Annotated in this window: 23 protein-coding genes; 11 read left to right on the top strand and 12 right to left on the bottom strand. The window is 63.7% G+C overall.

The window, feature by feature from the left end:
• Window positions 1-64 precede the first annotated feature (64 nt).
• The 3 genes from AC3YOG_RS03670 to irrA form a co-directional block, all read right to left on the bottom strand.
• Window positions 65-673, bottom strand: a complete 609-nt coding sequence (locus AC3YOG_RS03670) for a YdeI/OmpD-associated family protein (protein ID WP_127755105.1) — start codon at window positions 671-673, stop codon at window positions 65-67.
• Window positions 673-1,503: an arylamine N-acetyltransferase family protein gene (locus AC3YOG_RS03665; protein WP_489934110.1), complete on the bottom strand. Its 831-nt coding sequence runs from the start codon at window positions 1,501-1,503 to the stop codon at window positions 673-675. Before AC3YOG_RS03665 ends, AC3YOG_RS03670 begins: the two co-directional genes overlap by 1 nt.
• 153 nt (window positions 1,504-1,656) lie before the next feature.
• Window positions 1,657-2,103: an iron response transcriptional regulator IrrA gene (gene irrA / locus AC3YOG_RS03660; protein ID WP_127755107.1), complete on the bottom strand. Its 447-nt coding sequence runs from the start codon at window positions 2,101-2,103 to the stop codon at window positions 1,657-1,659.
• Window positions 2,104-2,268: 165 nt separating this feature from the next.
• Here irrA and fabA point away from each other — a divergent pair, with 165 nt between their 5' ends.
• Window positions 2,269-2,799 (top strand): 3-hydroxyacyl-[acyl-carrier-protein] dehydratase FabA, encoded by a 531-nt coding sequence (gene fabA / locus AC3YOG_RS03655; RefSeq protein ID WP_127755108.1) that lies wholly within the window; start codon window positions 2,269-2,271, stop codon window positions 2,797-2,799.
• A 66-nt stretch (window positions 2,800-2,865) separates the two neighbouring features.
• A complete protein-coding gene (gene fabB, locus AC3YOG_RS03650) occupies window positions 2,866-4,089 on the top strand; it encodes a beta-ketoacyl-ACP synthase I (RefSeq protein ID WP_489934109.1) in 1,224 nt (407 codons plus the stop codon).
• Window positions 4,090-4,094: 5 nt separating this feature from the next.
• On the opposite strand, the gene AC3YOG_RS03645 is transcribed toward fabB, so the two are convergent.
• From AC3YOG_RS03645 to ubiE, 4 genes are read right to left on the bottom strand one after another with little or no spacing between them, the layout of a single operon-like run.
• On the bottom strand, window positions 4,095-4,823 hold the full coding sequence (locus AC3YOG_RS03645) for a HesA/MoeB/ThiF family protein (protein WP_489934108.1): 729 nt from the start codon (window positions 4,821-4,823) through the stop codon (window positions 4,095-4,097).
• A 15-nt stretch (window positions 4,824-4,838) separates the two neighbouring features.
• On the bottom strand, window positions 4,839-5,303 hold the full coding sequence (gene dut / locus AC3YOG_RS03640; RefSeq protein ID WP_489934107.1) for a dUTP diphosphatase: 465 nt from the start codon (window positions 5,301-5,303) through the stop codon (window positions 4,839-4,841).
• Between the two features lie 3 nt (window positions 5,304-5,306).
• The gene (gene ubiB / locus AC3YOG_RS03635) at window positions 5,307-6,842 is read right to left on the bottom strand and encodes a 2-polyprenylphenol 6-hydroxylase (RefSeq protein WP_489934106.1); all 1,536 of its coding nucleotides are present in this window, start codon (window positions 6,840-6,842) and stop codon (window positions 5,307-5,309) included.
• 3 nt (window positions 6,843-6,845) lie between these two features.
• The gene (gene ubiE, locus AC3YOG_RS03630) at window positions 6,846-7,610 is read right to left on the bottom strand and encodes a bifunctional demethylmenaquinone methyltransferase/2-methoxy-6-polyprenyl-1,4-benzoquinol methylase UbiE (RefSeq protein ID WP_489934105.1); all 765 of its coding nucleotides are present in this window, start codon (window positions 7,608-7,610) and stop codon (window positions 6,846-6,848) included.
• 105 nt (window positions 7,611-7,715) lie between these two features.
• Here ubiE and mutM point away from each other — a divergent pair, with 105 nt between their 5' ends.
• The 7 genes from mutM (at window position 7,716) to AC3YOG_RS03595 (ending at window position 19,264) form a co-directional block, all read left to right on the top strand.
• A complete protein-coding gene (mutM, locus tag AC3YOG_RS03625) occupies window positions 7,716-8,603 on the top strand; it encodes a bifunctional DNA-formamidopyrimidine glycosylase/DNA-(apurinic or apyrimidinic site) lyase (protein WP_489934104.1) in 888 nt (295 codons plus the stop codon).
• Window positions 8,604-8,753: 150 nt separating this feature from the next.
• On the top strand, window positions 8,754-9,020 hold the full coding sequence (gene rpsT, locus AC3YOG_RS03620; RefSeq protein ID WP_127755115.1) for a 30S ribosomal protein S20: 267 nt from the start codon (window positions 8,754-8,756) through the stop codon (window positions 9,018-9,020).
• A gap of 867 nt (window positions 9,021-9,887) precedes the next feature.
• Entirely contained in the window at window positions 9,888-11,360 is a 1,473-nt protein-coding gene (gene dnaA, locus AC3YOG_RS03615) for a chromosomal replication initiator protein DnaA (RefSeq protein WP_489934547.1), read from the top strand.
• A 188-nt stretch (window positions 11,361-11,548) separates the two neighbouring features.
• Window positions 11,549-12,670 (top strand): DNA polymerase III subunit beta, encoded by a 1,122-nt coding sequence (gene dnaN / locus AC3YOG_RS03610; RefSeq protein ID WP_172121806.1) that lies wholly within the window; start codon window positions 11,549-11,551, stop codon window positions 12,668-12,670.
• Window positions 12,671-12,734: 64 nt separating this feature from the next.
• The gene (gene recF / locus AC3YOG_RS03605; RefSeq protein ID WP_489934103.1) at window positions 12,735-13,853 is read left to right on the top strand and encodes a DNA replication/repair protein RecF; all 1,119 of its coding nucleotides are present in this window, start codon (window positions 12,735-12,737) and stop codon (window positions 13,851-13,853) included.
• 107 nt (window positions 13,854-13,960) lie between these two features.
• Window positions 13,961-16,414: a DNA topoisomerase (ATP-hydrolyzing) subunit B gene (gene gyrB / locus AC3YOG_RS03600; RefSeq protein ID WP_172121808.1), complete on the top strand. Its 2,454-nt coding sequence runs from the start codon at window positions 13,961-13,963 to the stop codon at window positions 16,412-16,414.
• A 330-nt stretch (window positions 16,415-16,744) separates the two neighbouring features.
• Entirely contained in the window at window positions 16,745-19,264 is a 2,520-nt protein-coding gene (locus AC3YOG_RS03595) for a transglycosylase domain-containing protein (RefSeq protein WP_489934102.1), read from the top strand.
• A gap of 15 nt (window positions 19,265-19,279) precedes the next feature.
• On the opposite strand, the gene AC3YOG_RS03590 is transcribed toward AC3YOG_RS03595, so the two are convergent.
• The gene (locus AC3YOG_RS03590) at window positions 19,280-20,023 is read right to left on the bottom strand and encodes a M48 family metallopeptidase (protein ID WP_489934101.1); all 744 of its coding nucleotides are present in this window, start codon (window positions 20,021-20,023) and stop codon (window positions 19,280-19,282) included.
• 102 nt (window positions 20,024-20,125) lie between these two features.
• Window positions 20,126-20,569 (bottom strand): DUF2852 domain-containing protein, encoded by a 444-nt coding sequence (locus tag AC3YOG_RS03585; RefSeq protein WP_489934100.1) that lies wholly within the window; start codon window positions 20,567-20,569, stop codon window positions 20,126-20,128.
• A gap of 143 nt (window positions 20,570-20,712) precedes the next feature.
• Between AC3YOG_RS03585 and AC3YOG_RS03580 the strand changes: the two genes are divergently transcribed.
• Complete coding sequence (locus AC3YOG_RS03580) at window positions 20,713-22,026, top strand: ActS/PrrB/RegB family redox-sensitive histidine kinase (RefSeq protein ID WP_489934099.1); 1,314 nt, start codon at window positions 20,713-20,715, stop codon at window positions 22,024-22,026.
• Window positions 22,027-22,077: 51 nt separating this feature from the next.
• Window positions 22,078-22,629, top strand: coding sequence for an ActR/PrrA/RegA family redox response regulator transcription factor (locus AC3YOG_RS03575; RefSeq protein WP_127751588.1), 552 nt, complete (start codon window positions 22,078-22,080; stop codon window positions 22,627-22,629).
• A 3-nt stretch (window positions 22,630-22,632) separates the two neighbouring features.
• Here AC3YOG_RS03575 and AC3YOG_RS03570 read toward each other — a convergent pair whose 3' ends face one another.
• The 3 genes from AC3YOG_RS03570 to AC3YOG_RS03560 form a co-directional block, all read right to left on the bottom strand.
• Window positions 22,633-23,121: an MmcB family DNA repair protein gene (locus tag AC3YOG_RS03570; RefSeq protein ID WP_489934098.1), complete on the bottom strand. Its 489-nt coding sequence runs from the start codon at window positions 23,119-23,121 to the stop codon at window positions 22,633-22,635.
• Window positions 23,114-24,298, bottom strand: a complete 1,185-nt coding sequence (locus AC3YOG_RS03565) for an MFS transporter (RefSeq protein WP_489934097.1) — start codon at window positions 24,296-24,298, stop codon at window positions 23,114-23,116. The genes AC3YOG_RS03570 and AC3YOG_RS03565 overlap by 8 nt, the downstream gene beginning before the upstream one ends.
• Before the next feature lie 216 nt (window positions 24,299-24,514).
• On the bottom strand, window positions 24,515-24,868 hold the full coding sequence (locus AC3YOG_RS03560; protein WP_127751591.1) for a septal ring lytic transglycosylase RlpA family protein: 354 nt from the start codon (window positions 24,866-24,868) through the stop codon (window positions 24,515-24,517).
• Between the last annotated feature and the right edge of the window lie 436 nt (window positions 24,869-25,304).

Raw genomic sequence — 25,304 nt, 5'->3', positions numbered from 1 at the left:
TTGCGCGTGGTGGCAAGACCCGCCTTGTCCTGCATGTGCCCGAGCTTGTCCATGCCCGGCACACTCATTTGGGCGTGTCCCTGGTCTGGGGGTAAATGGCCTCACCGCGGGCCAGCATGGCGACGAACTCGGCGATCTTGCGAGCGCGACCGGCAGGGGTGCGCAAATTGGCGAGGCGAAACGCCAGGGCAAAGCGGTTGGTCTTGCTCAGCCCCTCAAAGGTCGCGAGAGCGGCAGGATCGGCGGCAATCGCCGCCATCAAGTCGGCCGGTATGTCCATCTTGCTGGGGGACGCATAGGCGGCGTCCCAACGGCCATCGGCCTTGGCAGCCTCGACCTGGCGCAGGCCGTGCTCGGTCATGCGCCCCTGGGCAATCAGTCTCGAGACATGATCGCGATTGACCTGGCTCCAGATGCTGCGGGGCTGCCGGGGCGTGAAGCGCTGCAGAAACGAGGCCTCGTCCCAGGATTTGCGGATGCCGTCAATCCAGCCCCAGCACAAGGCGACGTCGAGCGCCTCGGCATAGGTAACCGTGGGGGTGCCATTGCCCTTCTTGAAAATGCGCAGCCACAATTCGGGCTCGCTCCCGTGGTGTTCGGCGAGCCACGCTTCCCAGGCGGCCGCGTTGGGAAAGGCGCGGATCCGGTCGGGGCGGGGCACCACCGGGGCCATCAGGTGGTGAGCGGATTGGCGCCGGCAAGGATCGCGAGGAGCTTGGCGTCGAGCAACTCGCTTTCGGGCAAGGTGATGCCGAAATTGGCCATCAGGGCTTCGCGCAGTTCGGCCTCGTTGGTGAGGGTCCGCTGCTCGGGCTCGCCTTCGGGACCGGGCAGGCTTAGCTGGTTGCCAGTAAGCACGATCCGGCTGCCCTTGGGGGAGAGGGCCGCGGTCAGCGTACGGCGCTGCGAGGAGGCGGGATCGCTCCAGACATACTGGTTGGACGCTGCGATATCGCCTTCGGCGTTGGCGTCAAAGCTATAGAGCGGCACCCAGTCCTCGCCGAGCTTGGCCTGCAGCTCCCAGCGCGGATCCCCGCCCAGGAGGCGATAATCGCCATGGGGAGTGGTCTGCTCCACATCGGCGCGCAGCTTGAGCGGCGCGGTGGGGGTCATGGCGCCAAAGCCGGCATCGGCGAGATAGGTCTGCCCGGCAAGCTCGACCAGCACGATCAGATGCAGATCCGGATCGATTTCGGTCTGCGGGCTGGGCCAGAGCACCGAGGCCAGCAGAGGGCGGGCGGTATAGTCGAGCTCGCCCAGCATGCTCAGCAAGAGGCTGTTGTGCTCAAAGGCGTTGCCGCCGCGATTGTCGGCCAGGAGCTTGCGCTCAAGGCTCGCCTGATCGAGCAGCACCGGTTCGCCCAGCAGGGGATCGAGATTTTCAAAGGGAATGCTGGCTGGATGCAGCTGCACCAGCTGGTCGAGCGTGCCAAGAGTTGGAGCGATGGAGCCGGCAAAGCCGATTCGCTCGAAATAGGCATTCAGATTGACCTTTGGCCGCATCAGCCACCCGTTTTGCTGTTTCCGTTGCGGCGCAATATGCCGGTGGGTCACGCTTTTGTCACCCGCCAAGCACCCGGAGGGGCTGACCGGAGCCCCGCACCAGGCCTGCACTCCGAGGTGGAGGGCACGCCAAAGCTGCAGTTTTCTAGCCCTTTACTGGGCCTGCTTGCGCACCCGGATCACCACATCCACATGGCTCACCTGCATGCCATGGGGAGCTTCAGGCAGGGTCCGGAACTCCACCGAAGAGGCCGGAATGTCGATCATGCGCTGCTCGTCCTCGACATAGAAATGGTGGTGGTCGGAGGTATCGGTATCGAAATAAGAGCGCGATGCATCCACCGCCACTTCGCGCAGCAAGCCCGCCTGGTGGAACTGGTGGAGGGTATTGTAGATTGTTGCCAGCGACACATTGACCCGTGCCAAGCTGGCTTCGCCGTGCAGCTGCTCGGCACTGACATGGCGATGCGGGCCGCCAAACAACAGTTCGGCCAGGGCCACGCGCTGCCGGGTCGGGCGCAATCCCGCCATGCGCAGCACGGCCGTGAGACACGGTTTACGGGAAGGAACAGGTCGGAGGGTCTGGGATCGCTCTGACATGGGGTCCTTGAAACGCAAGATCGGGATCAATAGTCCGGACCTTATAGCTTTGGCGGGCGTTTAGGACAAGCTAGAGCGCCTGGGAGGGCTAACGGGATGCCCCCGATCCCTTGACCCTCCCCCTGCGCGCCTATACGAGACGATTTAAACATAAGGAGCCAGGCCATGGCCGAGCGCCAGCACGCTTTTGGATACGAAGAACTCCTGGCTCACGGCCGGGGTGAATTGCCCGGGCAAGGCGATGCGCGCCTGCCCGCTCCGCCCATGCTGATGTTCCATCGCATCACCCATATCGATGATACCGGTGGCGCCTTCGGCAAGGGCCAGGTGCGGGCCGAACTCGATGTCGATCCAAGCCTGTGGTTCTTCCAGTGCCATTTCGTCGGCGATCCGGTGATGCCGGGTTGCCTGGGGCTCGATGCCATCTGGCAGATGACCGGGTTTTTCCTCAGCTGGATCGGCCAGCCCGGTCGCGGCCGTGCGCTGGGCGGGGAAATCAAGTTCACCGGCCAGGTCACCAATGACGTCAAGCTGGTGGAATATGCCATCGACCTCAAGCGCGTGATGCGCGGGCGACTGACGCTGGGCATTGCCGATGGCTGGGTCAAGGCTGACGGCAAGGTGATCTATGAGGCCAAGGACCTGCGGGTAGGCCTGTTCACCGACAGCCAAATGGGCGAACAAAAGGTCGCCTGAGCCCCTTTTACCCAACAAGCCGAGGGGTCCGGTTCAACGGGCACCCACACCTAGGAGCGGAAACAGATGAAACGCGTCGTCGTGACCGGCATGGGCATTATTTCTTCCATCGGCAATTCGGTTGCCGATGTGACCGAAAGCCTGCGTACCGCCCGGCCCGGCATTTCCTTTGCCCAGGATTATGCCGATCTGAACTTCCGCAGCCAGGTCAAGGGCGATCCGATGCTGGATCCCTTTGCCGAGCTTGATCGGCGCACCACGCGCTTCATGGGGCGCGGCGCCGCCTGGAACTATCTAGCCATGCAACAGGCCATCGCCGATGCCGGGCTGGACGCCGCCGATATTTCCAACGAGATGACCGGCATCGTGATGGGCTCGGGCGGCAGCTCCACCCGCACCATCGTCGAGGCCGCCGACATCACCCGCGAAAAAGGGCCCAAGCGCATCGGGCCGCTGGCCGTGCCCAAGGCGATGGGTTCGACCGCTTCGGCAACCCTGGCGACGGCGTTTGGCATCAAGGGCATCAATTATTCCATCACCGCCGCCTGCGCGACCTCCAAGCACTGCATCGGCAATGCCGCCCAGCAGATCATGCTCGGCCAGCAAAACATCATGTTTGCCGGCGGGCACGAGGATCTCGACTGGACGCTGTCGAACCTGTTCGACGCCATGGGCGCCATGTCCTCGAGCTATAACGCGACGCCGGAACGCGCTTCGCGCTGCTATGACCGCGACCGCGATGGCTTCGTGATCTCGGGCGGCGCGGGCGTTCTGGTGCTCGAAGAGCGCGACCACGCCATTGCCCGCGGCGCCACCATCCATGCCGAGCTGATCGGCTATGGCGCAACATCCGATGGCGTCGATATGGTGGCTCCTTCCGGCGAAGGCGCCGAGCGCTGCATGCGCCTGGCGCTGCGCGACGTGAAGCAGAAGGTCGACTACATCAATCCCCATGCCACTTCGACGCCAGTGGGCGATCTCAAGGAGATCGAGGCCCTGCGCGCCGTGTTCGGCAACGAGGACAATTGCCCGCCGATCGCCGCGACCAAGTCGCTGACCGGCCATTCGCAGGGTGCGACTGGCGTGCATGAGGCGATCTATTCGATCCTGATGATGAAGCACCGCTTCATTGCCCAGAGCGCCAATATCGCCAATCTCGACCCGGCCTTCGAGGACATGCCCATTTTGCGCGAACGGCGCGACAATGTGGATCTGGGCGTGGTGCTGTCCAACAGCTTTGGCTTTGGCGGCACCAATGCGGCGCTCGTCTTCAAGCACCCCGACGCCTGAGGTTGTTAGAGGGCGAACTCGGAAAACCGGGCGTCCTTGCCGTCATAAACCAGCACCCGCCCGACGAGGGGGGTGCCGATGCCGGTGATGAGCTTGACCGCTTCCATCGCCATCAGCGTGCCGATCACCCCGGTGAGCGGGCCGATAATGCCCGTGGCCTCGCAGGAGGGCAGATCGGCATCGTCAGCTGCCGCCGGGTAAAGCGCCGCAAAGGGCGGGCCCCCCGGGGCAAACACCGTTACCTGGCCCGCAAACATCGAGACAGCACCCGAAACCAGCGGCAGGCCAAGCTTGGCGGCGGCGGCGGCGGTGATGCGGCGCGTGGCGAGATTGTCGGTGCCATCCAGCACCAGATCGTATTGGGCGAGGAGCGCTTCCGCATTGCCCGCGGTGACGGCGGCGGCATGGGGCACCAGTTGCACATGCGGGTTGAGCGATTCAGCAAAGTCAGCGGCGCTTTGGGCCTTGTTGGTGCCGATGCCAGCGCCCGTATGGATCACCTGCCGATGCAAATTGGACAGCGACACCGTGTCGTGATCGACAATGCCGAGCGTGCCAATGCCGGCGCCGGCGAGATAGGCGATAACGGGGCTGCCCAGCCCGCCCGCACCCACCACCAGCACCCGGGCGCGCTTGAGCGCTTGTTGCCCGGCCCCGCCCATGCCCTTGAGCACGAGGTGGCGCCCATAGCGCCGCGTTTCCTCGGGTGAGAGTGGGGTGGGGTCAGCGGGCAAGCGGCACCCCCTCAGTTATGGCGTGATCACGCCGGTGGAGCCAAACCCATTGGCGCCGCGGCCGGTGTCATCAAGAACGCTCTGTACGCCGAACTGTGCCGGGGTGACGGGCGCCACGAGAAGCTGGGCGATGCGCTCGCCGCGGCGGATATCGAACGGCTCCTGCCCCAGATTGATGAGGAGGGCGCAGATCTCGCCGCGATAATCGCAGTCGATCGTGCCCGGCGCGTTGAGGACGGTGACCCCGTGTCGGAGCGCCAGGCCCGAGCGGGGCCGCACCTGCGCTTCAAAGCCGGCGGGGAGCGCCATGGCAAAGCCGCAGGGCACCAGCGCCCGCCGGCCGGGCGCGAGCACGAGAACTTCGCCCGCCGGGATGGCGGCCTGCAGGTCCATGCCGGCGGCGCCGCTGGTTTGGGCGGCGGGCAGGGGGAGGCCCTCGCCATGGGGCAGCCAGCGGAGGGGGATGGAAAGCGGGCTCATGGGCTAGAGCACCGCGCCAATGAGGATGCCAAGCAGCAGCAGCGCCCCTGCTCCAAGGGCGAGAGGAAGGCGATTGCCGGCATCGCGCAGCCGCGCCTGTTGCTCGAGCCGGGTTTGCGCCAGAACGAGTTCGGCTTCCGCCAGGATGGTGGGCACGCGCTTGCTCGCATCGGTAAAGACCTCAAAGCCGCGCTTGAGATCATCGATCCGGCCCATGGGCCCGGCTTCCCGGCGCAGCCAATCGCCGACGACCGGCTCGGCCAGCGACCAGATATCGAGATCGGGATCGAGGGCCCGCGCGACCCCTTCCACCAGCACCATGGATTTTTGCAGCAGCACCAGTTGCGGCTGGGTTTGCATGGAAAACAGGTCGGTGACGGCAAAAAGCTGCCCCAGCACCCGCGCCATGGAGATATCGGCGGCGGTGCGGCCATGCAGCGGCTCGCCAATGGAGCGGATGGCGAGGGCGAAATCGTCCACCGACTGGTTGGCGGGCACATAGCCGATCTCGAAATGCCGCTCGGCCACTAGGCGATAATCGCGGGTGATGAAACCGTAAAGAATATCGGCCAGGAACCGGCGCTCGGAGCGCCCGATCCGGCCCATGATGCCGAAATCGACGGCGATCACGTCATTGCTGCCGGGCGCGGCAAAGAGATTGCCTGGATGCATGTCGGCATGGAAAAAGCCGTCACGGATGGCGTGCTTCAAAAAGCTCTGCAGGATATTGGCGGCCAGAACCTTGCGATCGATCCCCGCCGCATCGAGTGCCGCGAGGTCGCGGACGGGAATGCCCTCGACCCAGGTCGTCGTCAGAACATTTTGCGCGGTGTGATCCCAGCTGACAGTGGGGATCACAAAGCCCGTGTCACTCTTGATGTTCTCGGCCATTTCTGAGATGGCCGCCGCTTCCAGGCGCAGATCGAGTTCGAGCCGGGCCGAGCGGTCGAGCGTTTCCACCACCTGGAGCGGACGCAGGCGCCGCAGCTTGCGCGCGAGCCGTTCGAACAGGCGCGCGCCGGCATAAAAGCTCTCGATATCGGCGGCAAAGCTTTGCACGATCCCGGGGCGCAGGATCTTGACCGCAACGGTGGTCGGGGCGGCGCCGGTGGGCACGAGCCGCGCCTTGTGCACCTGGGCAATGGAGGCGGCCGCGACCGGCGCCGAGATGTCGCGCAACTGTTCGGCCTTGGGGCCGAGCGCCTGCGACAGAATATCGGGGACGAGCTTGGGGTCGAACGGCTCCATCCGGTCCTGCAGGCCCTGCAGGTCGGCGGCAACCTCGGGCCCCACGACGTCGGGCCGGGTCGCCAGCGTTTGGCCGAATTTCACATAGGTCGGGCCGAGGAGCCGCAGGGCGCGGTTGAGCCGCTCCACATGGCCGGTGCGGCGCACTTGGGGCCGCTCCACAAGGCGCCCCAGCGCAATGGGGGCGCGCAGCGCCGGCGGCAGGCTTTCCCTGGGGATGATCGACAGGGCGCCTTCGCGCGCCAGCACAAAGCCGGCTCGCGCCAGGCGAAAATAGGGCGACAACCACATGGGCTAGAGCTTCCAGCCGCTGAACAGCGCCGCGATATTGCCGGTCATGGCGGTATGCTTGACCCGCTTGAAGCCCGCCTGGGTCAACATGGCCGAAAAGGCGGGCGGGGAGGGGAATTTGCGGATCGATTCCACCAGATACTGATAAGGCTGGGCGTCGCCGGTGACGAGCCGTCCCATAGGCGGGATCACCCGGTCGGAGAACTGGCGGTAAAGCGCATCGAGCCCGGGCACATCCACCTGGGAAAATTCGAGCACGAGAATGCGCCCGCCGCGCTTGAGCACCCGGTGGGCCTCCGAAAGTGCGAGGGGGATGCGCGGCACATTGCGGATGCCAAAGGCGATCGTATAGGCGTCAAAGCTGTTGTCGGGGAAGGGGAGGGCCTCGGCATTGGCCTCGACAAAGCTCACCTGGTCGGGGTAGCGCCATTCGCGCGCCCGCTGGGCGCCGACGCGCAGCATGTCCGAATTAATGTCGGAAACGACGACCTCGGCATAACCCACCGAGCGATTGATGATGCGCTCGGCAATGTCGCCGGTGCCGCCCGCCATATCGAGGACGCGATAAGGCCTTGTGCCCGATTTGGGCGGGCTCAGCTCGGTGACCATCGCATCCTTCCAGATGCGGTGCACGCCCCCGCTCATCAGGTCGTTCATCAGGTCATAACGATCGGCGACGCCGTGAAACACGGCATTGACCATGCCCTGCTTGTCTTCGAGCGCGACAGTTTGCTCGCCGAAATGGGTGGTCTCGCGCGTGTCGGTCATGGCATGGAACTCTTGAACGCTGGGGGCCTTGGTTTGCGCCGCACCATAGCGAAGCCCGCCTCGCTTTGCCATGGCGCAAAGCAGCACAAGCGCCAGGAGCCGAGGATGCCAGAACTGCCCGAGGTCGAAACGGTGCGCCGGGGCCTCGCGCCATGGCTCGAGGGCGCGCGCATCGACAAGGTGACTTTGCACCGCGAAAACCTGCGCTTTCCCTTTCCGCCGGGTTTGAAGGAAAAGCTGGAAGGCCAGAGCGTGCGCCATGTCGGGCGGCGGGCCAAATACCTGCTGATGGAGCTCTCGAGTGGCGCAACGCTGTTGAGCCATCTCGGGATGACGGGGGCGTATCGCTTTGCCGAGCACCCCATCGACAAGCCGCCGCGCTATTATGAGCTCGAGCCCGTGCCCAAGCACGACCATATGGTTTGGGAGATTTCTCATCCCGTTCATGGCCGCTCGCACCTGATCTATGCTGATCCGCGCCGCTTCGGCTTTGTCGATTACTACGAAGACATCACCCAAAGCCCGTACCTGGCGGGCCTGGGGCCCGAGCCGCTGGGCAACCAATTCAATGTGGAAAGCCTGAGCGCGGCGCTCAAGGGCAAGAAGAGCCCGATCAAGGCCGCGCTGCTCGATCAGCGCGTGGTGGCGGGGCTGGGTAATATCTATGTCGCCGAAGCGCTGCATCGTGCCCATATTCACCCGACCGTTTTGGCCGGAACGCTGCTCCACAAGGATGGCGCGCCCAAGCCGGCGCTCGAAGCGCTGGTCAATGCCACGCGGCAGGTGCTGATCGAGGCCATCGAAGTGGGGGGCTCGACCCTGCGCGACTTCCGCAATGCGGAGGGGGGATCGGGTTATTTCCAGCATCGGTTTGCCGTTTACGACCGGGAAGGGCAGCCTTGCCCCACCCCGGGCTGTACGGGTACAATCGAGCGCATCGTGCAGTCCGGCCGGTCCACCTTCTTTTGTCCGGTTTGCCAGGGGCAGCCCTGAGCGGAGCGCGGGTGAATCCAGTTGACGCCTGCCGGCCTATCCCCTATAGAGCCCACGACCTGGCGGCTCCTGTGCCGCCGCTTTCATTTCGCCCCGTACCCTGCTGCGCATTTTGCGCATCTCGTCCGGATGGACCGCAAGAGGACCGTTATGGCCAATACGCCTTCAGCCAAAAAGGCTACCCGAAAGATTGAAGCCCGCACCGCGGTCAACAAGTCGCGCCGCTCGCGCGTTCGCACCTTCATCCGCAAGGTTGAGGAAGCCATTGTTGCCGGCGATCACGCCACTGCCATGCAGGCGCTCCGTGCCGCTGAGCCCGAGATCAACCGGGCTGCCACCAAGGGCATCGTCCATGCCAATCTGGCTGCTCGCAAGGTGTCTCGCCTCAACAACCGCGTTAAGGCTTTGAGCGTCTGATCCCTGCCTTTGCAGGAACGAGCCAAGCATTGAACGGGCCCCGCAAGGGGCCCTTTTTTATTGCCCGATCGCGGGGTGCTTTTTTGCCTTTGGCGGCAGATTGTGTCAGCTGCGTGAATGCGGCACGCCAAAGGGTGTGACAAAGCGCTGCGACAAAAAGCGCGGCACAATCAAAGGCTTGCCTTGATTCTGCGTTGTCGGCCGCAGCTTCCAATTTCCCAGAGACCGTCGAATTTGCCGGCCGGTCGAAATATTTTTTTCGCCTTCACAAAGCGCTTGCTACGCGATTCATCGTGGAGTCACAGAGCTTTGAGCGAGGGGGGCACAGAGCCCTTGCTGGAGGTTAACGGAGGCCGGGCGAGTCAACCCCCATTTTGAAAAATTCACGTGTTGCGAGCCCAAAACCCACACTCTAGAATGCCTCTCGTCAGCTCAGGACGGGACGCGAAAAGCGCCATCCGAACCGAGTTGACGGGTCGAATAGGCTTATGGATTGGGTCGCTTTGGCAGCAATGGCGAGGCGAAGTGCGGTGACGATGGCAGCGGTGAAATTGGTTCATCCGGTCCGGTCCGGACCTGCATCAAGAACAAAAGCCCACTAACCGACTCCGGTTGGGTTCAGCGACAAGAACGTAAATAGCCAATGGTGGCTTGCGCCGCCAACGATACTTCTTTGCGTCCACAGCTTTGGGACGCAATGGCGAAGCTTTGGCTGCGGAGACCCTCCGCCGCCATAACAAACCAGGCCGGCCCGATCTTGCGGACGGGGCGGCAACACGAATGGGGCACCAGAATATGAAGCAGCAGATTGCCGCCGGAAGAGCAGATTGGGACCGATCCAACGCTTCTTCCTTTTCGTCGACCAGCATGGGCGAGGTGTCTGCCGTGAACGAAGCCGAGTTTCCCTCAGCCGATCAGCGTCAGCTCTGGAGCCGGGTCCGTGCCCGCCTCAAAACTGCGGTTGGCGAGGATGTGTTCACCTCCTGGTTCGCCCGCCTCGAACTCGAGGAAATCGCCGGCGAAGTGGTGCATCTGTCTGCCCCCACCCGGTTTCTGTGTTCCTGGGTTCAGTCAAATTATGCCGATCGCATTGTGGAAGCGTTCCGCCTGGATGATGAAGCGATCACCCGGCTCCAGGTCACGTTGCGCGTCAATGGCCAGCCCCGCCAGCGCCCGACCCTAGTGGCTGAATCGGCGCCCGCCGAAAGCGCCGCCGCTGCGCCCGCGCAGTCGCCACAGCCCTCGGCGACCGTGACGCGGATTGGCCGCGAAGCTCCCGCCCCCAAGGGCGATGCCCTTTCGGGCAGCGGCATCGATCCGCGCATGACCTTCGATACATTTGTCGCCGGCGCCGCCAACGAAATGGCACTGGGCGTTGCCCGCCAGATCGCGCAGGCCGCCGCCAATGACACCGTGACCTTCAACCCGGTTTACATTCATTCCACCGTGGGCTTGGGTAAGTCGCACCTGCTCAATGCCATCGCCCATGCCACCCAGCAGGCCGATGCCACCAAGAACATCGTCTATCTGACCGCCGACCACTTCATGTACCATTTCATCACCGCCGTGCAGCGCCAGTCCGCGCTCGGCTTCAAGGAATGGTTGCGCCGGGTCGATCTGCTGCTGATCGATGACATGCAGTTCCTGCAGGGCAAGTCGGCTACCGAATTCGGCCATACGCTGGGTACGCTCCTGACGGGCGCCAAGCAGGTCGTCGTGGCCGGCGATGCGCCGCCGCGCGATCTCGAAATGCTCGACGAGCGCGTGCGCTCGCGCCTTTCTGGCGGGCTGGTTGTGCCCATCTCGGGCTTTGACGTGGAACTGCGCCGCTCCATCGTACAGCGCCGCGCCGATCAGGCGACCGCGCGCTTTGGCATGCATTTCCCCGCGCCCGTGCTCGATTATGTCGCCCGTGCCGTGGTCAGCCATGGCCGCGATCTGGATGGCGCCGTCAACCGTCTGGTGGCCGCCAACCAGTTGACCGGCGAACTCATCACCGTGCCGCTGGCCGAAAAGACCTTGGGCGACCTCATCCGCACCCATGACGCCAAGCGCGTGCGCATCGAGGACATTCTCAAAATGGTGTCGCGCCACTACAAGGTGCCGCGCAACGAGTTGCTGTCCGCGCGCCGCTCGCGCGATGTGGTGCGGCCGCGCCAGATCGCGATGTTCCTTGCCAAGGCCCTGACCTCGCGCTCGCTGCCCGAGATCGGCCGCCGCTTTGGCGGGCGCGACCACACCACCGTGCTCCATTCGGTGCGCAAGGTCGAGCAGATGATCAAGGACGATGTGGAACTCGCCCAGGAAATCGAACTGCTCAAGCGCATGCTCGAGGAATAGGGCGGGCCTGGCGTGAAGTGAGTTGCGGCGAGCCTTTGAGGTCTCGCCGTACTTGTTTTGGGGCAATGGGCCAGCGTGTCGCGCTCCCGGGCCTTGCCAATCGGTTCACAAATTGTAAATGTCCAAACCCGCCTCGCCGGGGTGTTGGCTGGCCCGATCAGCCGCGTAGTGCTTTGGAAGTTGTTGCCATGAAGATTACCCTCGAACGCAATCATCTGCTCAAGTCGCTGAGCCATGTGCATCGGGTGGTTGAACGGCGCAACACCTATCCAATCCTGGCCAATGTGGTGTTCAAGGCCGCCGAGGACGCGGTGGAACTGCGCGCCACCGACCTTGATATCGAGGTCACCGAAAGCGTGCCCGCGATGGTCTCGACCCCGGGCACCACCACGGTGCCCGCCCATACGCTTTATGAAATCGTGCGCAAGCTCGCCGATGGCGCCGAAGTGCGGCTTGAAACCGAAGGTGGCGAGCAGATGCTGCTGACCTCCGGGCGCTCGCGCTTTCACCTGGCATGCCTCTCGCCCGACAGCTTTCCCGATCTCAAATCGGGCGCCTTTGGCCACGAGTTTTCCATGCCGGCGAGCGGCTTGCGCGAGTTGATCGAGCGCACCCAGTTCGCCATTTCCAACGAGGAAACCCGCTACTATCTGAACGGCATCTATCTGCATGCGGTGGAATCGAGCGCCAATGGGCCGCTGCTGCGCGCAGTGGCAACCGATGGGCACCGCCTGGCCCGTGCCGAAATGCCCGCTCCCGAGGGCGCCCAGGGTATGCCGGGCATCATCGTACCTAAAAAGACCGTTGGCGAAGTGCAAAAGCTACTCGACGGCGTTGATGGCGATGTCAAGGTCGAGGTGTCCGACACCAAGATCCGCTTCACCGTGGGTCCGGTCGTGCTGCTGTCCAAGCTGATCGAGGGCACCTTCCCCGATTATGATCGGGTCACGCCCAAGAACAACGACAAGCAGATGAATGTCGATCGCGCTTCCTTTGCCATTGCGGTGGATCGCGTTTCCACCATTGCCTCGGACCGCGGCGGCAAGGCGGTCAAGCTTTCGGCCAAGGATGGCCTTTTGGAATTGTCCGTCACCAATCCCGATCACGGCACAGCCAGCGAAGAACTCGCGGTGGAATTCGACACCGATGGCTTCGAGATCGGCTTTAATGCCCGTTACCTCTTGGACATTGTCGGGCAGATCCGCTCGGAAAGCGCCGTCTTCATGTTCAATGATGCGGGCTCGCCGACCCTGGTCAAGGAAGAGGGCGAGGCCAGCGCGCTTTACGTGCTGATGCCCATGCGGGTCTGAGCGGCATTCACAAGTTGAGCATTGATGCGGAGCCGATGGCTCCATTGCTCCTGCGGGGTCATCGATGATCCGCCACCTGTCGCGCCTGCGCCTGACGGCCTTTCGCAACTACACTGCCGCTGCGCTCGATCTGGATGGTCGCCATCTGGTTCTGACCGGCTCCAATGGCGCAGGCAAGACCAATCTGCTTGAGGCCATTTCCCTGCTGTCGCCCGGGCGCGGGCTGCGCCGGGCGACGTTCGACGCCGTGGGTGAGCAAGGCTCCGACACGGGTTGGGCAGTGGCCGCGACGGTGGAAACCGAAGCCGGACCCACCGACATTGGCACCGGCGCGTCCCTCGGCGATTCCGGACGCCGGGTGCGCATCAATGGCGCCAATGCCCGCTCGGTGGAGGCGATGAGCGAGTATCTGCGCGTCTTGTGGCTCACCCCTGCTATGGACGGGCTGTTCTCGGGCCCCGCCAGTGACCGCCGCCGCTTTCTGGATCGCCTCGTGACCACGCTGATCCCCTCCCACGGGGCGGCGGTGTCGGACTACGACAAGGCGATGCGCCAACGCAACCGGCTGCTTGAAGAAGGTGGCGATGTTCGCTGGCTCGGCGCCATCGAGGCGCAGATGGCGGAGTTGGGCGCCTCCATTCACCTCGCCCGAGTCGATAGCCTCGAGCATCTGCAAACCCTCATCGCCCGTAGCCTTGAGGACGAGAGCTTTCCGGCGGCCGATCTGGCGCTGACCCCGCTCTGGGAAGACGGGCCGGCACCCACCGTTTCAAGCGAGCTCGAAACGTCCTTGGGTGAGCTCTGGCTGGGCTCGCGCGGCCTTGATCGGGCGGCCGGGCGCACCATATATGGTCCACACCGTCTGGATCTCGAAGTGACCTATCGCCAGAAGGGCATGCCGGCCGCGTTGGGCTCGACTGGCGAGCAGAAAGCGCTGCTGATCGGCCTCATTCTGGCGCATGCCCGCCTGGTGCATCACCGCACCGGCATCACGCCATTCCTGTTGCTGGACGAGATTGCCGCGCATCTGGATCCAGATCGCCGCCGTGCGCTGTTTGGCGCTCTGGACGGTCTGGGCACGCAGTGTTTTCTCACCGGCACGGACAGTTTGCTGTTCGCCGATCTGGGCGAGCGGGCCCAGGCGGTAACGGTGCGCGACGGGCGGCTCCTCGCGGAGCGCTAAAGCCCGGACTCACCTGCCGATTTGCGCTATATAGACCCATTCGACTTGGGGTTGACGCCCCAGTTGGATACAACAGTTTCACTCCCTAACGACTTGATTCGGACCCCATGACCGACAGCGAAAATTCCGTTCCCAACGAATACGGCGCCGATAGCATCAGGGTGCTCAAAGGCCTCGACGCGGTGCGCAAGCGCCCGGGCATGTATATCGGGGACACGGATGACGGCTCGGGCCTGCATCACATGGTCTATGAAGTGGTCGATAACGCCATCGACGAGGCACTGGCCGGCCATGCCGACCTCGTGACGGTCACGCTGAACGCCGATGGCTCGGTGACGGTGATCGACAATGGTCGCGGCATCCCGACCGACATCCACAAGGAAGAAGGCGTTTCGGCGGCCGAGGTCATCATGACCCAGCTCCATGCCGGCGGCAAGTTCGACCAGAACAGCTACAAGGTTTCGGGCGGCCTGCATGGCGTGGGCGTGTCGGTGGTGAATGCCCTCAGCCAATGGCTCAAGCTCAAGATCCGTCGCGACGGCAAGATCTTCGAGATGAGCTTCACCCATGGCGATGCCGATGGTCCGCTCCAGCAGACCGGCACCTATGTGCCCGACAAGCAGCCTGGCACCTATGAAGGCCGCTCAGGCAGCGCCATCACCTTTTTCCCGTCGGACCAAACCTTCACCATGGTGGAGTTCGACTTCAAGACGCTCGAGCACCGCTTGCGCGAACTGGCCTTCCTCAATTCGGGCGTGCGCATCCTGCTCAATGACCTCCGGCATCCCGAGCCGGTCAAGGTCGAGTTGTTTTATGAAGGCGGCCTCGAGGCCTTTGTGCGCTATCTCGACAAGGCCAAAACGCCGGCGATCGACCACCCCATCACCATGATCAGCGAAAAGGACGGCATCACTGTCGAAGTGGCGCTGCAGTGGAACGACAGCTACCACGAAAACGTGCTGTGCTTCACCAACAACATCCCCCAGCGCGACGGCGGCACCCACCTGGCCGGCCTGCGCGGGGCGCTGACGCGCCAGGTCACGAGCTATGCCGAAAGCTCGGGCATCAGCAAAAAGGAAAAGGTGACCGTCACCGGCGACGATACGCGCGAAGGGCTGACCTGCGTGCTCTCGGTCAAGGTGCCCGATCCCAAGTTCTCCTCCCAGACCAAGGACAAGCTTGTGTCCTCCGAGGTGCGCCCGGTGGTCGAGAACATCGTGAATGAAAAGCTCGGCCAGTGGTTCGAGGAGCATCCCAACGAAGCCAAGATCATCGTTGGCAAGGTCGCCGAAGCTGCCGCTGCACGTGAAGCCGCCCGCAAGGCGCGCGAATTGACGCGCCGCAAGGGTGCGCTCGAAATCTCCTCGCTCCCCGGCAAGCTTGCCGACTGCCAGGAACGCGATCCGGCAAAATCCGAAATCTTCATCGTCGAAGGTGACTCGGCCGGTGGCTCGGCCAAGCAGGGGCGCGACCGCTCCAACCAGGCGGTGCTGCCGCTGCGTGGCAAGATCCTCAATGTGGAGCGCGCGCGCTTTGATCGCATGATCTCGTCCGACCAGGTCGGCACGCTGATCACGGCGCTGGGCACCGGCATTGGGCGCGAAGAGTTCAACGCCGACAAGCTGCGCTACCACAAGATCATCATCATGACCGACGCTGACGTGGACGGCGCCCATATTCGCACGCTGTTGCTGACCTTCTTTTATCGGCAAACGCCCGAACTGCTGGAACGCGGCCACATCTATATCGCCCAGCCCCCGCTTTATAAGGCCAAGCGCGGTCAGTCCGAGCAGTATCTCAAGGACGAGCGGGCGCTCGAGGACTATCTCCTGGCGGCCGGCCTGGACGATGCCGTGTTCACCACCAGCGCAGGCGTCGAGCATGGCGGGCATGATCTGCTCTCGATCCTTGGGCAGTCGCGCGACATCGTGCACGCCATCGCCAATCTCAACACCCGCTACAACCGTAGCCTTGTTGAGCAGGCCGCTATCGTTGGTGGCATGGACCCTGAGGGTCTCGCCGATCCCGAGCGCGCCGCCGCGACCGCCAAGCGCATTGCGGGGCGCCTTGATCGCATCTCCGATGAGCTCGAACGCGGCTGGATCGGTGAACTGGCCGATGACGATGGCCTGACCTTCTCGCGTACCGTGCGCGGCGTTACTGAAACCCACCGGCTCGATCCGGCACTGCTGGGGAGCGCCGATGCGCGGCGCCTGCGGCAACTGGCCGAGCGGCTCGATGAACTCTATGCCGGCGTGCCCACTCTGACGCGCAAGGGCGAAACGATCCCGATCTTCGGGCCGTCCTCGCTGTTCAATGCCGTTACCGATGCCGGCCGCAAGGGCGTGTCGCTGCAGCGCTATAAAGGCCTGGGCGAGATGAACGCCGAGCAGCTCTGGGAAACCACGCTTGATCCCAATGCCCGCACCCTGCTCAAGGTGGAAATCGACAAGTCCGACGAGGCCGACAGCGTGTTCACCGCCCTGATGGGCGATCTGGTGGAGCCGCGCCGCGACTTCATCCAGGACAACGCGCTCAGCGTCTCCAATCTGGACGTTTGACCTGGCTGATGGCGGGGTGTCGCAACCCCGCCACAGCGCCGGGAAATCGGCTGTTATCACATAAACCGGCCACATTTTGCCGGGACAAGCAAAGTCGTGTGGACGCGCGGCAGCACCCCTATTGGGCGGGCGCCAGGTGAGCGGCCAGACCAGCATCTCTTTGCCAGGCAAGCGCATTGCGCGATACCGGGCCGGGACACCGTTCAGGGTTCAGATTTGATGGATTTCCGCATCACCGCCGATGACCGTGTCGGGGCTCAGCCTGGCAGGAAAGCCAAACCCGCGCCGCGTTCCGCCTCAGCCAAGAGCCGGGAACGCGTCGAGCCTTCAATGGGCCGCTCCGTTGGGGTGTTTGTGGACGATGAACGCACGGGCGGGGCCTCACCCGGGCCCAAGGGCGCCAAGCGCCCGGCGCAAAAACGCGGCAAGGCAACGCCACCCCGTCGCCCCGGCAAGCCCAAGCGCCGTCGTTCGGGCGCGGGCGGCTTTCTGATCGGCGTGCTCCATTGGGGCTTTGTCTTATGCCTTTGGGTCGGCATCGCCATCGCCGGCGTCGTGGTTTACTACGGCGCGCAACTGCCATCCTCTGACACCTGGGCTGTGCCGGATCGGCCGCCCAATATCCGCATCCTTGCCGCTGACGGGCAACTGATTTCCAATCGCGGCCAAACCGGCGGCGAAGCCACCGTGCTACGTGAGCTGCCGCAATATGTGCCCGCGGCGCTGCTCGCCATCGAGGATCGGCGCTTTTACGACCACTTCGGCGTCGATATTGTCGGCCTTGCCGCCGTGGCGGTGGAAAGCCTGCAGGCTGGACGCGTCACCCGTGGCGCCTCGACCATTACCCAGCAGCTGGCCAAGAACCTCTTTCTCACCCCCGACCAGACAATTGGGCGCAAGGTGCAGGAAGCGCTGCTCGCCGTGTGGCTCGAGCAGAACTATTCCAAGGACGAAATCCTCGAGCTTTATCTCAACCGCGTGTTCTTCGGCCACAATTCCTACGGCATCGAGGCGGCGGCGCAGACCTATTTTGGCAAATCCGCCCGCAATCTGTCCCTGGGGGAAGCGGCCATGCTGGCCGGTTCGCTCCAGGCGCCATCTCGCCTCAATCCCAAGTCTGATCCTGCCGCCACCTCGGCGCGACAAAAGCTCGTCCTCAGTGCCATGGCCGAAGAGGGTTATATCACCCGCGAGGAGGCCCAGGCCGCCCAGATCGATCCCGATCAGACCATCCGCACCAAGGTGGCCGGCTCGGAATCCTATGTCGCCGATTGGGTGGAGTCACTGATGACCGCCTATATCGGTGAGATCGAAGGCGATGTGGTGGTCTCTACCACGGTCGACTGGGACCTGCAGAAGCAGGCCGAGTTCATCGTGCGTGAGGCGGTGGCCAATGAAGGCCCCAAGCGCGGCTTCACCCAAGGTGCGCTCGTGGCCATGGATGTGGATGGTACCGTTCGCGCCATGGTGGGTGGCGTGGATTACCAGGCCAGCCAATACAACCGCGCCGTCACGGCCAAGCGCCAGCCCGGTTCGACCTTCAAGCCATTCGTGTATCTCGCGGCCATGGAAAAGGGCTACACCCCTGATACCCTCGCCGAGGACGCGCAGTTCGAATATCAGGGCTGGAGCCCGCGCAATGCTTCGGGCAAGTATGCCGGCACGGTAACGCTGCGCCAGGGCCTGGCTTATTCGCTCAACACCATCGCCGCACGGCTCGCCATTGATGTCACGCCCCAGGCGGTGATCGATACCGCCATGCGGATGGGCATTTCCTCGCCACTGACGGCGGTGCCCTCGATTGCGCTCGGAACCCAGGAGGTGAACTTGCTTGAGCTCACTTCCGCCTATGCACCCTTTGCCAATGGCGGCATGGGCGTGATCCCTAATGTGATCACCCGCATCGAAAGCAAGGACGGCGAGGTGCTTTACGAGGCCAGCACTGCCGGCCCGGGCCGCGTTATTGCCCCTAATATCCTTGCTGAAATGAACGACATGCTCAAAACCGCCGTGGAAGTGGGCACCGGCAAGGGCGCCAACCTCAATGGCTGGCCCTTTGGCGGCAAGACCGGTACCAGCCAGGAATCCAAGGATGCGCTGTTTGTCGGCTATACCGCACGCATGGTCACTGGCGTGTGGCTGGGCAATGACGACAACACCAAGACCACGCTGTCCGGCGGCAATGTGCCGGCAGCGATCTGGAGCCAGTTCATGACCAAGGCCCATGAAGGGCTAGAAGTGGCGCAGATACCAGCCGGTTCCGGTGAGGCCAGCGGCGCCGGGGGCACGGCCTCCAGCCAGCCGGTTGCCCAGCCGGTTTATGATCCCCAAACCGGTCAGCAAGCCGTCGACCCGACGACCGGTCAGCCCATGGTGCAATATGTGGATCCGGCGACCGGCGAGCCGGTGGACGGCTTTGCTGAAGCAGCTTCTGCTCCCGCAGCGCAGATCGATCCCACTACGGGCCTGCCGGTCGATGCTAGCCAATCGGCTCCGGCGATCGATCCGGCTACCGGCTACCCCGCCGGGACCATCGTTGACGCCTCGGGCCAGCAGATCGATCCTGCCACGGGCTATCCCGTGGGCGAGGCAGCTCCAGGCTTTGACAACACCCCGATTGATCCTGACACCGGCATGCCCATGCAGCGGGTGGTGGATCCGGCAACCGGCCAGGAGGTTTGGGTCCCGAGCCAGCCCGCGCAGCAGGCCCAGCCGCAATGGCAACAACAGCAGCCCCAGGGCATCCAGCCGCCGGGCGACTTCGTCGCGCCCCAGCCGGTGCAAACCCAGCCCGCGCCCAGTGGCGAGCGCAAGCCGCGCACGCTGATGGACATGATCTTTGGTGGTTGAACTGGTTCTTCGGGGCTAATTGGCGCGAAACGCCATCAGCTCGCGGCCATGGCTCTTGAGCCAGGCCCGGCCGCGATCCATCTCGGGCAGGGTGCGCTTGACCGTGGCCCAAAAGGCGGCGGAATGGTTCATCTCCACCAGGTGAGCGACCTCATGGGCAGCCACATAATCGAGCACGAAGGGCGGCGCGAGGATCAGCCGCCAGTTATAGTTGAGGCTGCCGCTCGAGGAGCAGGAGCCCCAGCGGCTGGCCTGGTCGCGCATGGTAATCGAGCGCACGCTGACCCCGAGCCGGGCGGCATGGTGGGCGCTGCACAGCTTGAGCTCGACCGCCGCCTCTTCCTTGAGCCAATCAACGAGCCGTCGAGCGCGGTGCGCCGGCTCTCCTGGCACAAACAACACTTTCTCCCCATCCTGCTCGCCGATCTCGACCCGGCCGCGCAGCTTGCCCGTGGCAATGATCCGGTGCGGGACGCCCCGGAGCGGCACGAGCACGCCATCGGCAAAACTGACGGGCCCGGTAGCGCCATCGAGCCGCTCGGCGAGCCAGCCCGTCTGGCGCTGCAGAAAGGCCTGCGCATCGCTCCACCGCCCGCCGGGCGGCAGGGTCAGCACCGGCGTGCCGTCATGGGGAATGGAGAGGCGATAGGAGCGCGCGCGGGCATGGGTGCGCACGGCAACGCTCACGGTGCGATCGGCAATCCGGATCTCGGTCGAGGGAGGGATTTTGCTTTTAAAGAACAGGGCAGTGGTCCGCATCGAATCAGCCACGCCCAGACTAGCGCGCCCGCCAGCCACACCCCAAGAAAAAGGCGCCTTCCTTGCGGAAGACGCCTTTGCTAATGCGGTCCCGGGCAGGGCTTAGCTGCCCCAGTTGGCCGTGTTGTTGTCGCCATAACCCTGGCGGGTGCCGTTACGCTCGCTCATGAAGCGGTCGAACTCTTCGCGGTCCTTGGCCTTGTGCAGATTGGCCATGTATTCGCGAAACGCGTCGATCTCTTCGTCGAGCCGGCGGCGCTCTTCCTCAAGCCGGCGCAACTGCTCGCTGCGATACTCGTCAAAGGCGGCATTGCCGCTCGAGGACGCTGCAAAGCCACCGCTAAAGCCAGCCGGCTTGTTGGAGGAAACAAAGGAGCGAGCCTTGTTCCAATAGGCTTGGGCCTTTTCAGGCGAGCCGCCAAATTTTTCACCCCACAGGATATAGCCAAGAACGGCCAGACCCAGGGGCCAGAAGATGATAAAGCCTAGAACCATCAGGGCGATGGTCAGGGGGGACCAAGCCGGTTTGATAAGGGCAGTGTTCATGTTTCGCATTCTCCCAGTCACAACAGGGAATACGTGGTCCCCTCGGGCGCAGGATCAAGCATGAAGGACCAAAAATTTCGTCTTGAATCGTTCGCCCGCCATTCCCATGCGCTATGGAGGGGTTTCCCCGGGAGGCGCGCGCCATGAGTTCAGTTGAAATGGCCGACGGGCTGCTGCGGCCTTCCACCTGGCGCCGGCTCCGGCTTGAAACTCTGGTCTTGCTGCGCTGGCTGGCCCTTGCCGGCCAAACCATTGGCGTGTTGTTCGTGGCGTTCGGGCTGGGCTATCCGGTGCCGCTAATGGAATGCGCTGTGTTGATCGGGCTTTCCGCCGCGCTCAATATCTGGCTCGTCTTGCGCTTTGGTCCCGCCCACCGGCCCACCTCACTCTTTATCGCGAGCCAGATCGCCTATGACTGCCTGCAGCTTGGCGGCCTGCTGGCGCTGACCGGGGGGCTGCATAATCCCTTTTCGGTGCTGCTGCTGGCCCCTGTATCGGTCTCGGCAACCACTTTGCCGCGCCGCGACACGCTTCTCATCGCGCTTCTCGCCGCCTTAATCGCCTCCATACTAGCGGTCTGGCACCTGCCGCTGCCCTGGAGCCCCAATGAGCGCATTGTTTTCAATCGCATCTATGTGGTTGGCATCTGGGTCGCCATTATCTGCGGCCTGACCTTCATTACCTTTTATATCAACCGCGTCGCCCATGAAGCCCGCCAGATCGGGGACGCCCTGGCAGCAACCGAGTTGGCGCTGTCACGACGAGAGCAACTTTCCGCCCTTGATGGGCTTGCTGCCGCCGCTGCCCATGAATTGGGGACCCCTCTTTCCACCATCGCTCTCGCCGCCAAGGAGATGCGGGCCGAAGTCCCGCCCGGGAGTGATCTGGCCAGTGACGTGGAATTGATCATCAGTCAGGCCGCGCGCTGTCGCGCCATTCTATCGAAATTGCGCAATCTGGGCAGCGAAGGCGGCGATCCCTTTGCGGCGGCGCCCCTGACCGATCTGTTGTCCGAAGTCGCACGCCCGCATGAGGCGCTCGGCAAGACCATCCTGTTTGACGTAGACGGAGCGGGTGGTGAGCCTCCGGTGTTCCAGCGCAGCGTCGGTCTGCTTTATGGCCTGGGCAATCTCATTGAGAATGCCACCGATTTCGCCCGCAGCACTGTTCGCGTCGGCGTTCGCTGGGATGCTGACAGCGTGTGCGTGACCATTGCCGATGATGGGCCCGGTTTTGCCCCCGAGCTGATCGCCCGACTGGGCGAGCCTTATCTCACGACGCGGCCGCGCGATCCTCAAGGCAGCGATGCCCATCAGCCAGGGGGACTTGGGCTCGGCATTTTCATTGCCAAGACGCTGCTGGAGCGCACGGGCGCACGGCTCGAATTTGCAAATGCTGACCCAGAAGGGCACGCCCAAGTAACCATTGTTTGGCCACGTTCAGCCGTGGAGGGCTGAAACGGCCGCCGGGCTTTTGCTTTTTGCGCCTGCAATACCTAAATAAGGCGCATGAGCACGATTGAAGAACTTTTGGCCGCCGATTCCAGCTTGTTGCTGGTGGACGACGATGCCGCATTCCTGCAGCGCCTCGAGCGCGCCATGGCCCGGCGCGGCTTTGACGTCCGCTCCGCTGGCTCGGTTGCCGAAGGGCTTGCCGCAGTGGCCGAACGCGCCCCGGCCTATGCGGTGGTCGACTTGCGGCTCGAAGATGGCAATGGCCTTGAAGTGGTCTCGGCTCTCCACCAGCAGCGTCCAGATGCCCGGGCCGTGGTGCTGACCGGCTATGGCAATATCGCGACGGCGGTGACGGCGGTCAAGCTCGGTGCTGTGGACTACCTCTCCAAGCCCGCCGACGCCGACGATGTCATCAATGCGCTGCTGGCCACCGGGGAAGACAAGCCCGAGCCGCCGGAAAACCCGATGTCGGCCGACCGGGTGCGCTGGGAGCATATCCAGCGCGTCTATGAACTATGCGACCGTAACGTTTCGGAAACCGCGCGGCGTCTCAACATGCACCGCCGCACGCTGCAGCGCATCCTCGCCAAGCGCGCCCCACGCTGATCTCTAGTCGAGCCGGCCGAGGCCGCGCTCGCTCCTGAGGGCCGGATCCATCAAGCCATGGATCCGCTCGGCGCCCAGTCGCGCCAATTGCAGCAACAGCGCCCGCCGCCGCGCCGGGGGGAGCGGCGTGTCGGGGCTCGGACGCAGCACCGCCCCTTCATGCCCATCGGCCACGATCAGCCCTTCGCTTTCAGGGAAGATCTCCGCAGCCAGTTCCGGCGGTTTGGCAAAAAAGAAGCGGTCGGAAAAGGCCCGGTACTCCGGCCATTTCGTATCCACCTGAAAATCCTGCAGGCTCGATTTGATCTCGACGATCCAGATCTCGCCCTTGGGGCCGACCGCCAGCACATCGGCGCGCCGGCCATTGCTCAATGGCACTTCGGCATAAGGGGCCATGTTGTAAACGTCGCGCAGCAGGCGCATCACGCCGCGCTGCACCCGCAGGGCCGTGGGCGATTGGCGCCCATCGACAATGGGGGGCAGCTCAGCCATGGGGCGCGGGCACCGGCGCGCCCGTCACGGGCAGCACCGCATTGCGAGTGGAAAGGGCGCGCACGGCCAGCAGGCCCGCGGCGAGCACGGGCAGGCAAATCAGGTAGGAATTGCGGATGCCCAGATATTCAGCCACGAAGCCCAAAAGGGGCGGGGCGAGGAAGAACACCACAAAGCTGATCTGCCCGAGGGCTGCGACGTTGACTGCCGAGGGGCGGTCGGTGCGCTGCGCGGCGGCCGAAACGGCCAGCGGATAAACGGCGCTGCAGCCAATGCCCATCAGTGCAAAGCCCGTCAGGGCCAACCCCGGCGAGGGCGCAAGGCCAACCAGCAGGGTCCCGCAGGCGGCAAGACCAAGCAGGATGGTCGCAACCAGCCTCGGCCCCAGCCGCTCGACCACGGGATCGACGGTGAGGCGCGTAACGGCCATGAAGAAGGAAAAGAGCGTGAGGCTGAGCCCGCCGATAAAGGGCTCCACCGCAAACACATCGCGCATATAGATGGCGGACCAATCGATCCCCGCCCCTTCGATGAGGAAGGCGGCGATGCCGATGATGCAAAGCGGCAGCAGCCCAAGGGTGGGGAAGGCGATGCGCGGCGTGTCGCCCTGGTGCCCGTCGGCGCGGCGTGGCGCACTGCGCATGCCCGCGATCATGGAGCCGCCAACGCCCAGCACGACGAGCGCGATCAGCGCCAGATGCAGCTGCATCGAGAGCTGGGACTGGCGCACCACGGCGCCGAAGAGGGCAGTGACGAAAAAGCCGGCGCTCCAGAACCCATGGGCGCGGTTCATGAACCGCTTGCCATATTGCGCCTCGAGCCGGTCGATCTCGACATTGAGATTGATCTCGAGTGCGCCCGACAGCAGCCCCGTGCAAAAGAACACCGCAAACACGGCCGGCGCGACGCCCAGCCAGGGCACGCAGGCGAAAAGAAGCGCCGGGCCCAAAACGGTGATGAATGCGGTGGTCCGGGCGCCCAGCCGGTCGATCAGCGGCGCCGACAGGGTCAGCGACAGCAGCGAGCCAATGGACATCCCGATCAGCGTCAGCCCCAACTGGCTTTCCGTGACGCCCAGCGCGTGCTGCAGGTCCGGCAAGCGGGACAGCAGCGCCCCCGTGGTCAGGGCAAACAGGAAAAAACAGGCATAGATACGGTGCTGTGGTGCAATCGACATGGCGTGAACTAACTCGGAATGCCCGGCAATTCAGCGCGAGAATGGCGCTGCCGGCCTGCCCGCAAGGGGGAGCCAGCGCCAATCGGGCTGAGCAAGGGATGAAAGCCGGCCGAAAGCTAGTGGGTTTCTGCCCAAAGGGAAAGAGCGGGCCGCAAGGTGCGTGCTCGGAAAAGAAGAAAAGGCGCCCCAACGGGGCAGCCTTTTTCGTTGGAGCAACTAGAGCTTTTCGATGCACACGGAGGTTGTGCCGCGGTTGCGGAAACCCAGCTTGTTGGCAGCGCCCTTGGAAAGATCGATGATCCGCTTGCCGTGGAATGGACCGCGATCATTGATCGTTACCTGGATGGTCTTGCCCGTGCGCTGGTCGGTCACCCGCAATTTGGTGCCGAAGGGGAGCGAGCGGTGCGCCGCGGTCATGGCATCTTGGTTGAAGATTTGTCCCGATGCCGCGCGCTTGCCGTTAAAGCCCGGACCGTACCAGGAGGCGCCGCCACATTGGGCGTAGGCGGCCGAGGAAAAACACAGGGCGGAAGCAGCAACGGCCAGGGTTAACAGAGTCTTTTTAAACAAGCGTCCAGTCTCACTTCAATTGATGTGAGCTGACGATACCCGGCGGGCCGGGGCCAGAATGTGGACTAATTCACCAAAATGCGTTTTCGGGCGGAACCAATGCCGGCAAGGGGCGTTGAACCGCCCCGATTTGCTGGAATGTCGCGGTAAGTTCCTTGGCGCAGCTAGAATGAGGTTCTAGTTCAAAGCGCATGGTCGCCGCGGATGCAGCTGAATCGCGCAAACGCGGAATTGTGTTTGCGTGGTGCTGCACATAGGCCACACCGAGCCCGCAAGGGCATTAAACGCCGCAACGGGCTGTTAGTTCCGGGGAAAACCACAGGAAATTGCGGCGATGTTGCCGACAATGCGACGGCTTTGTGGCGCTCGTATTCTGATATTTGACCAATTGATAAAAGATTGGGGTCGCGCTAGCCTCCTCAAGAAGACTGCAGCA

Source organism: Devosia sp. Z6_126, assembly GCF_058133495.1.
Note: the sequence above shows the minus strand (reverse complement) of the source record. Positions and strands in the feature narration are given on the sequence as shown.

Coding starts and splice junctions, on each gene's coding strand:
- dut (WP_489934107.1), bottom strand. CDS start 5,303: ATGAGCCCGCTTTCCATCCCCCTCCGCTGGCTGCCCCATGGCGAGGGC.
- gyrB (WP_172121808.1), top strand. CDS start 13,961: ATGACCGACAGCGAAAATTCCGTTCCCAACGAATACGGCGCCGATAGC.
- mutM (WP_489934104.1), top strand. CDS start 7,716: ATGCCAGAACTGCCCGAGGTCGAAACGGTGCGCCGGGGCCTCGCGCCA.
- fabB (WP_489934109.1), top strand. CDS start 2,866: ATGAAACGCGTCGTCGTGACCGGCATGGGCATTATTTCTTCCATCGGC.
- AC3YOG_RS03665 (WP_489934110.1), bottom strand. CDS start 1,503: ATGCGGCCAAAGGTCAATCTGAATGCCTATTTCGAGCGAATCGGCTTT.
- AC3YOG_RS03580 (WP_489934099.1), top strand. CDS start 20,713: ATGAGTTCAGTTGAAATGGCCGACGGGCTGCTGCGGCCTTCCACCTGG.
- AC3YOG_RS03575 (WP_127751588.1), top strand. CDS start 22,078: ATGAGCACGATTGAAGAACTTTTGGCCGCCGATTCCAGCTTGTTGCTG.
- AC3YOG_RS03670 (WP_127755105.1), bottom strand. CDS start 673: ATGGCCCCGGTGGTGCCCCGCCCCGACCGGATCCGCGCCTTTCCCAAC.
- AC3YOG_RS03595 (WP_489934102.1), top strand. CDS start 16,745: ATGGGCCGCTCCGTTGGGGTGTTTGTGGACGATGAACGCACGGGCGGG.
- rpsT (WP_127755115.1), top strand. CDS start 8,754: ATGGCCAATACGCCTTCAGCCAAAAAGGCTACCCGAAAGATTGAAGCC.
- dnaN (WP_172121806.1), top strand. CDS start 11,549: ATGAAGATTACCCTCGAACGCAATCATCTGCTCAAGTCGCTGAGCCAT.
- AC3YOG_RS03590 (WP_489934101.1), bottom strand. CDS start 20,023: ATGCGGACCACTGCCCTGTTCTTTAAAAGCAAAATCCCTCCCTCGACC.
- AC3YOG_RS03570 (WP_489934098.1), bottom strand. CDS start 23,121: ATGGCTGAGCTGCCCCCCATTGTCGATGGGCGCCAATCGCCCACGGCC.
- ubiB (WP_489934106.1), bottom strand. CDS start 6,842: ATGTGGTTGTCGCCCTATTTTCGCCTGGCGCGAGCCGGCTTTGTGCTG.
- fabA (WP_127755108.1), top strand. CDS start 2,269: ATGGCCGAGCGCCAGCACGCTTTTGGATACGAAGAACTCCTGGCTCAC.
- recF (WP_489934103.1), top strand. CDS start 12,735: ATGATCCGCCACCTGTCGCGCCTGCGCCTGACGGCCTTTCGCAACTAC.
- dnaA (WP_489934547.1), top strand. CDS start 9,888: ATGGGCGAGGTGTCTGCCGTGAACGAAGCCGAGTTTCCCTCAGCCGAT.
- AC3YOG_RS03565 (WP_489934097.1), bottom strand. CDS start 24,298: ATGTCGATTGCACCACAGCACCGTATCTATGCCTGTTTTTTCCTGTTT.
- AC3YOG_RS03585 (WP_489934100.1), bottom strand. CDS start 20,569: ATGAACACTGCCCTTATCAAACCGGCTTGGTCCCCCCTGACCATCGCC.
- irrA (WP_127755107.1), bottom strand. CDS start 2,103: ATGTCAGAGCGATCCCAGACCCTCCGACCTGTTCCTTCCCGTAAACCG.
- ubiE (WP_489934105.1), bottom strand. CDS start 7,610: ATGACCGACACGCGCGAGACCACCCATTTCGGCGAGCAAACTGTCGCG.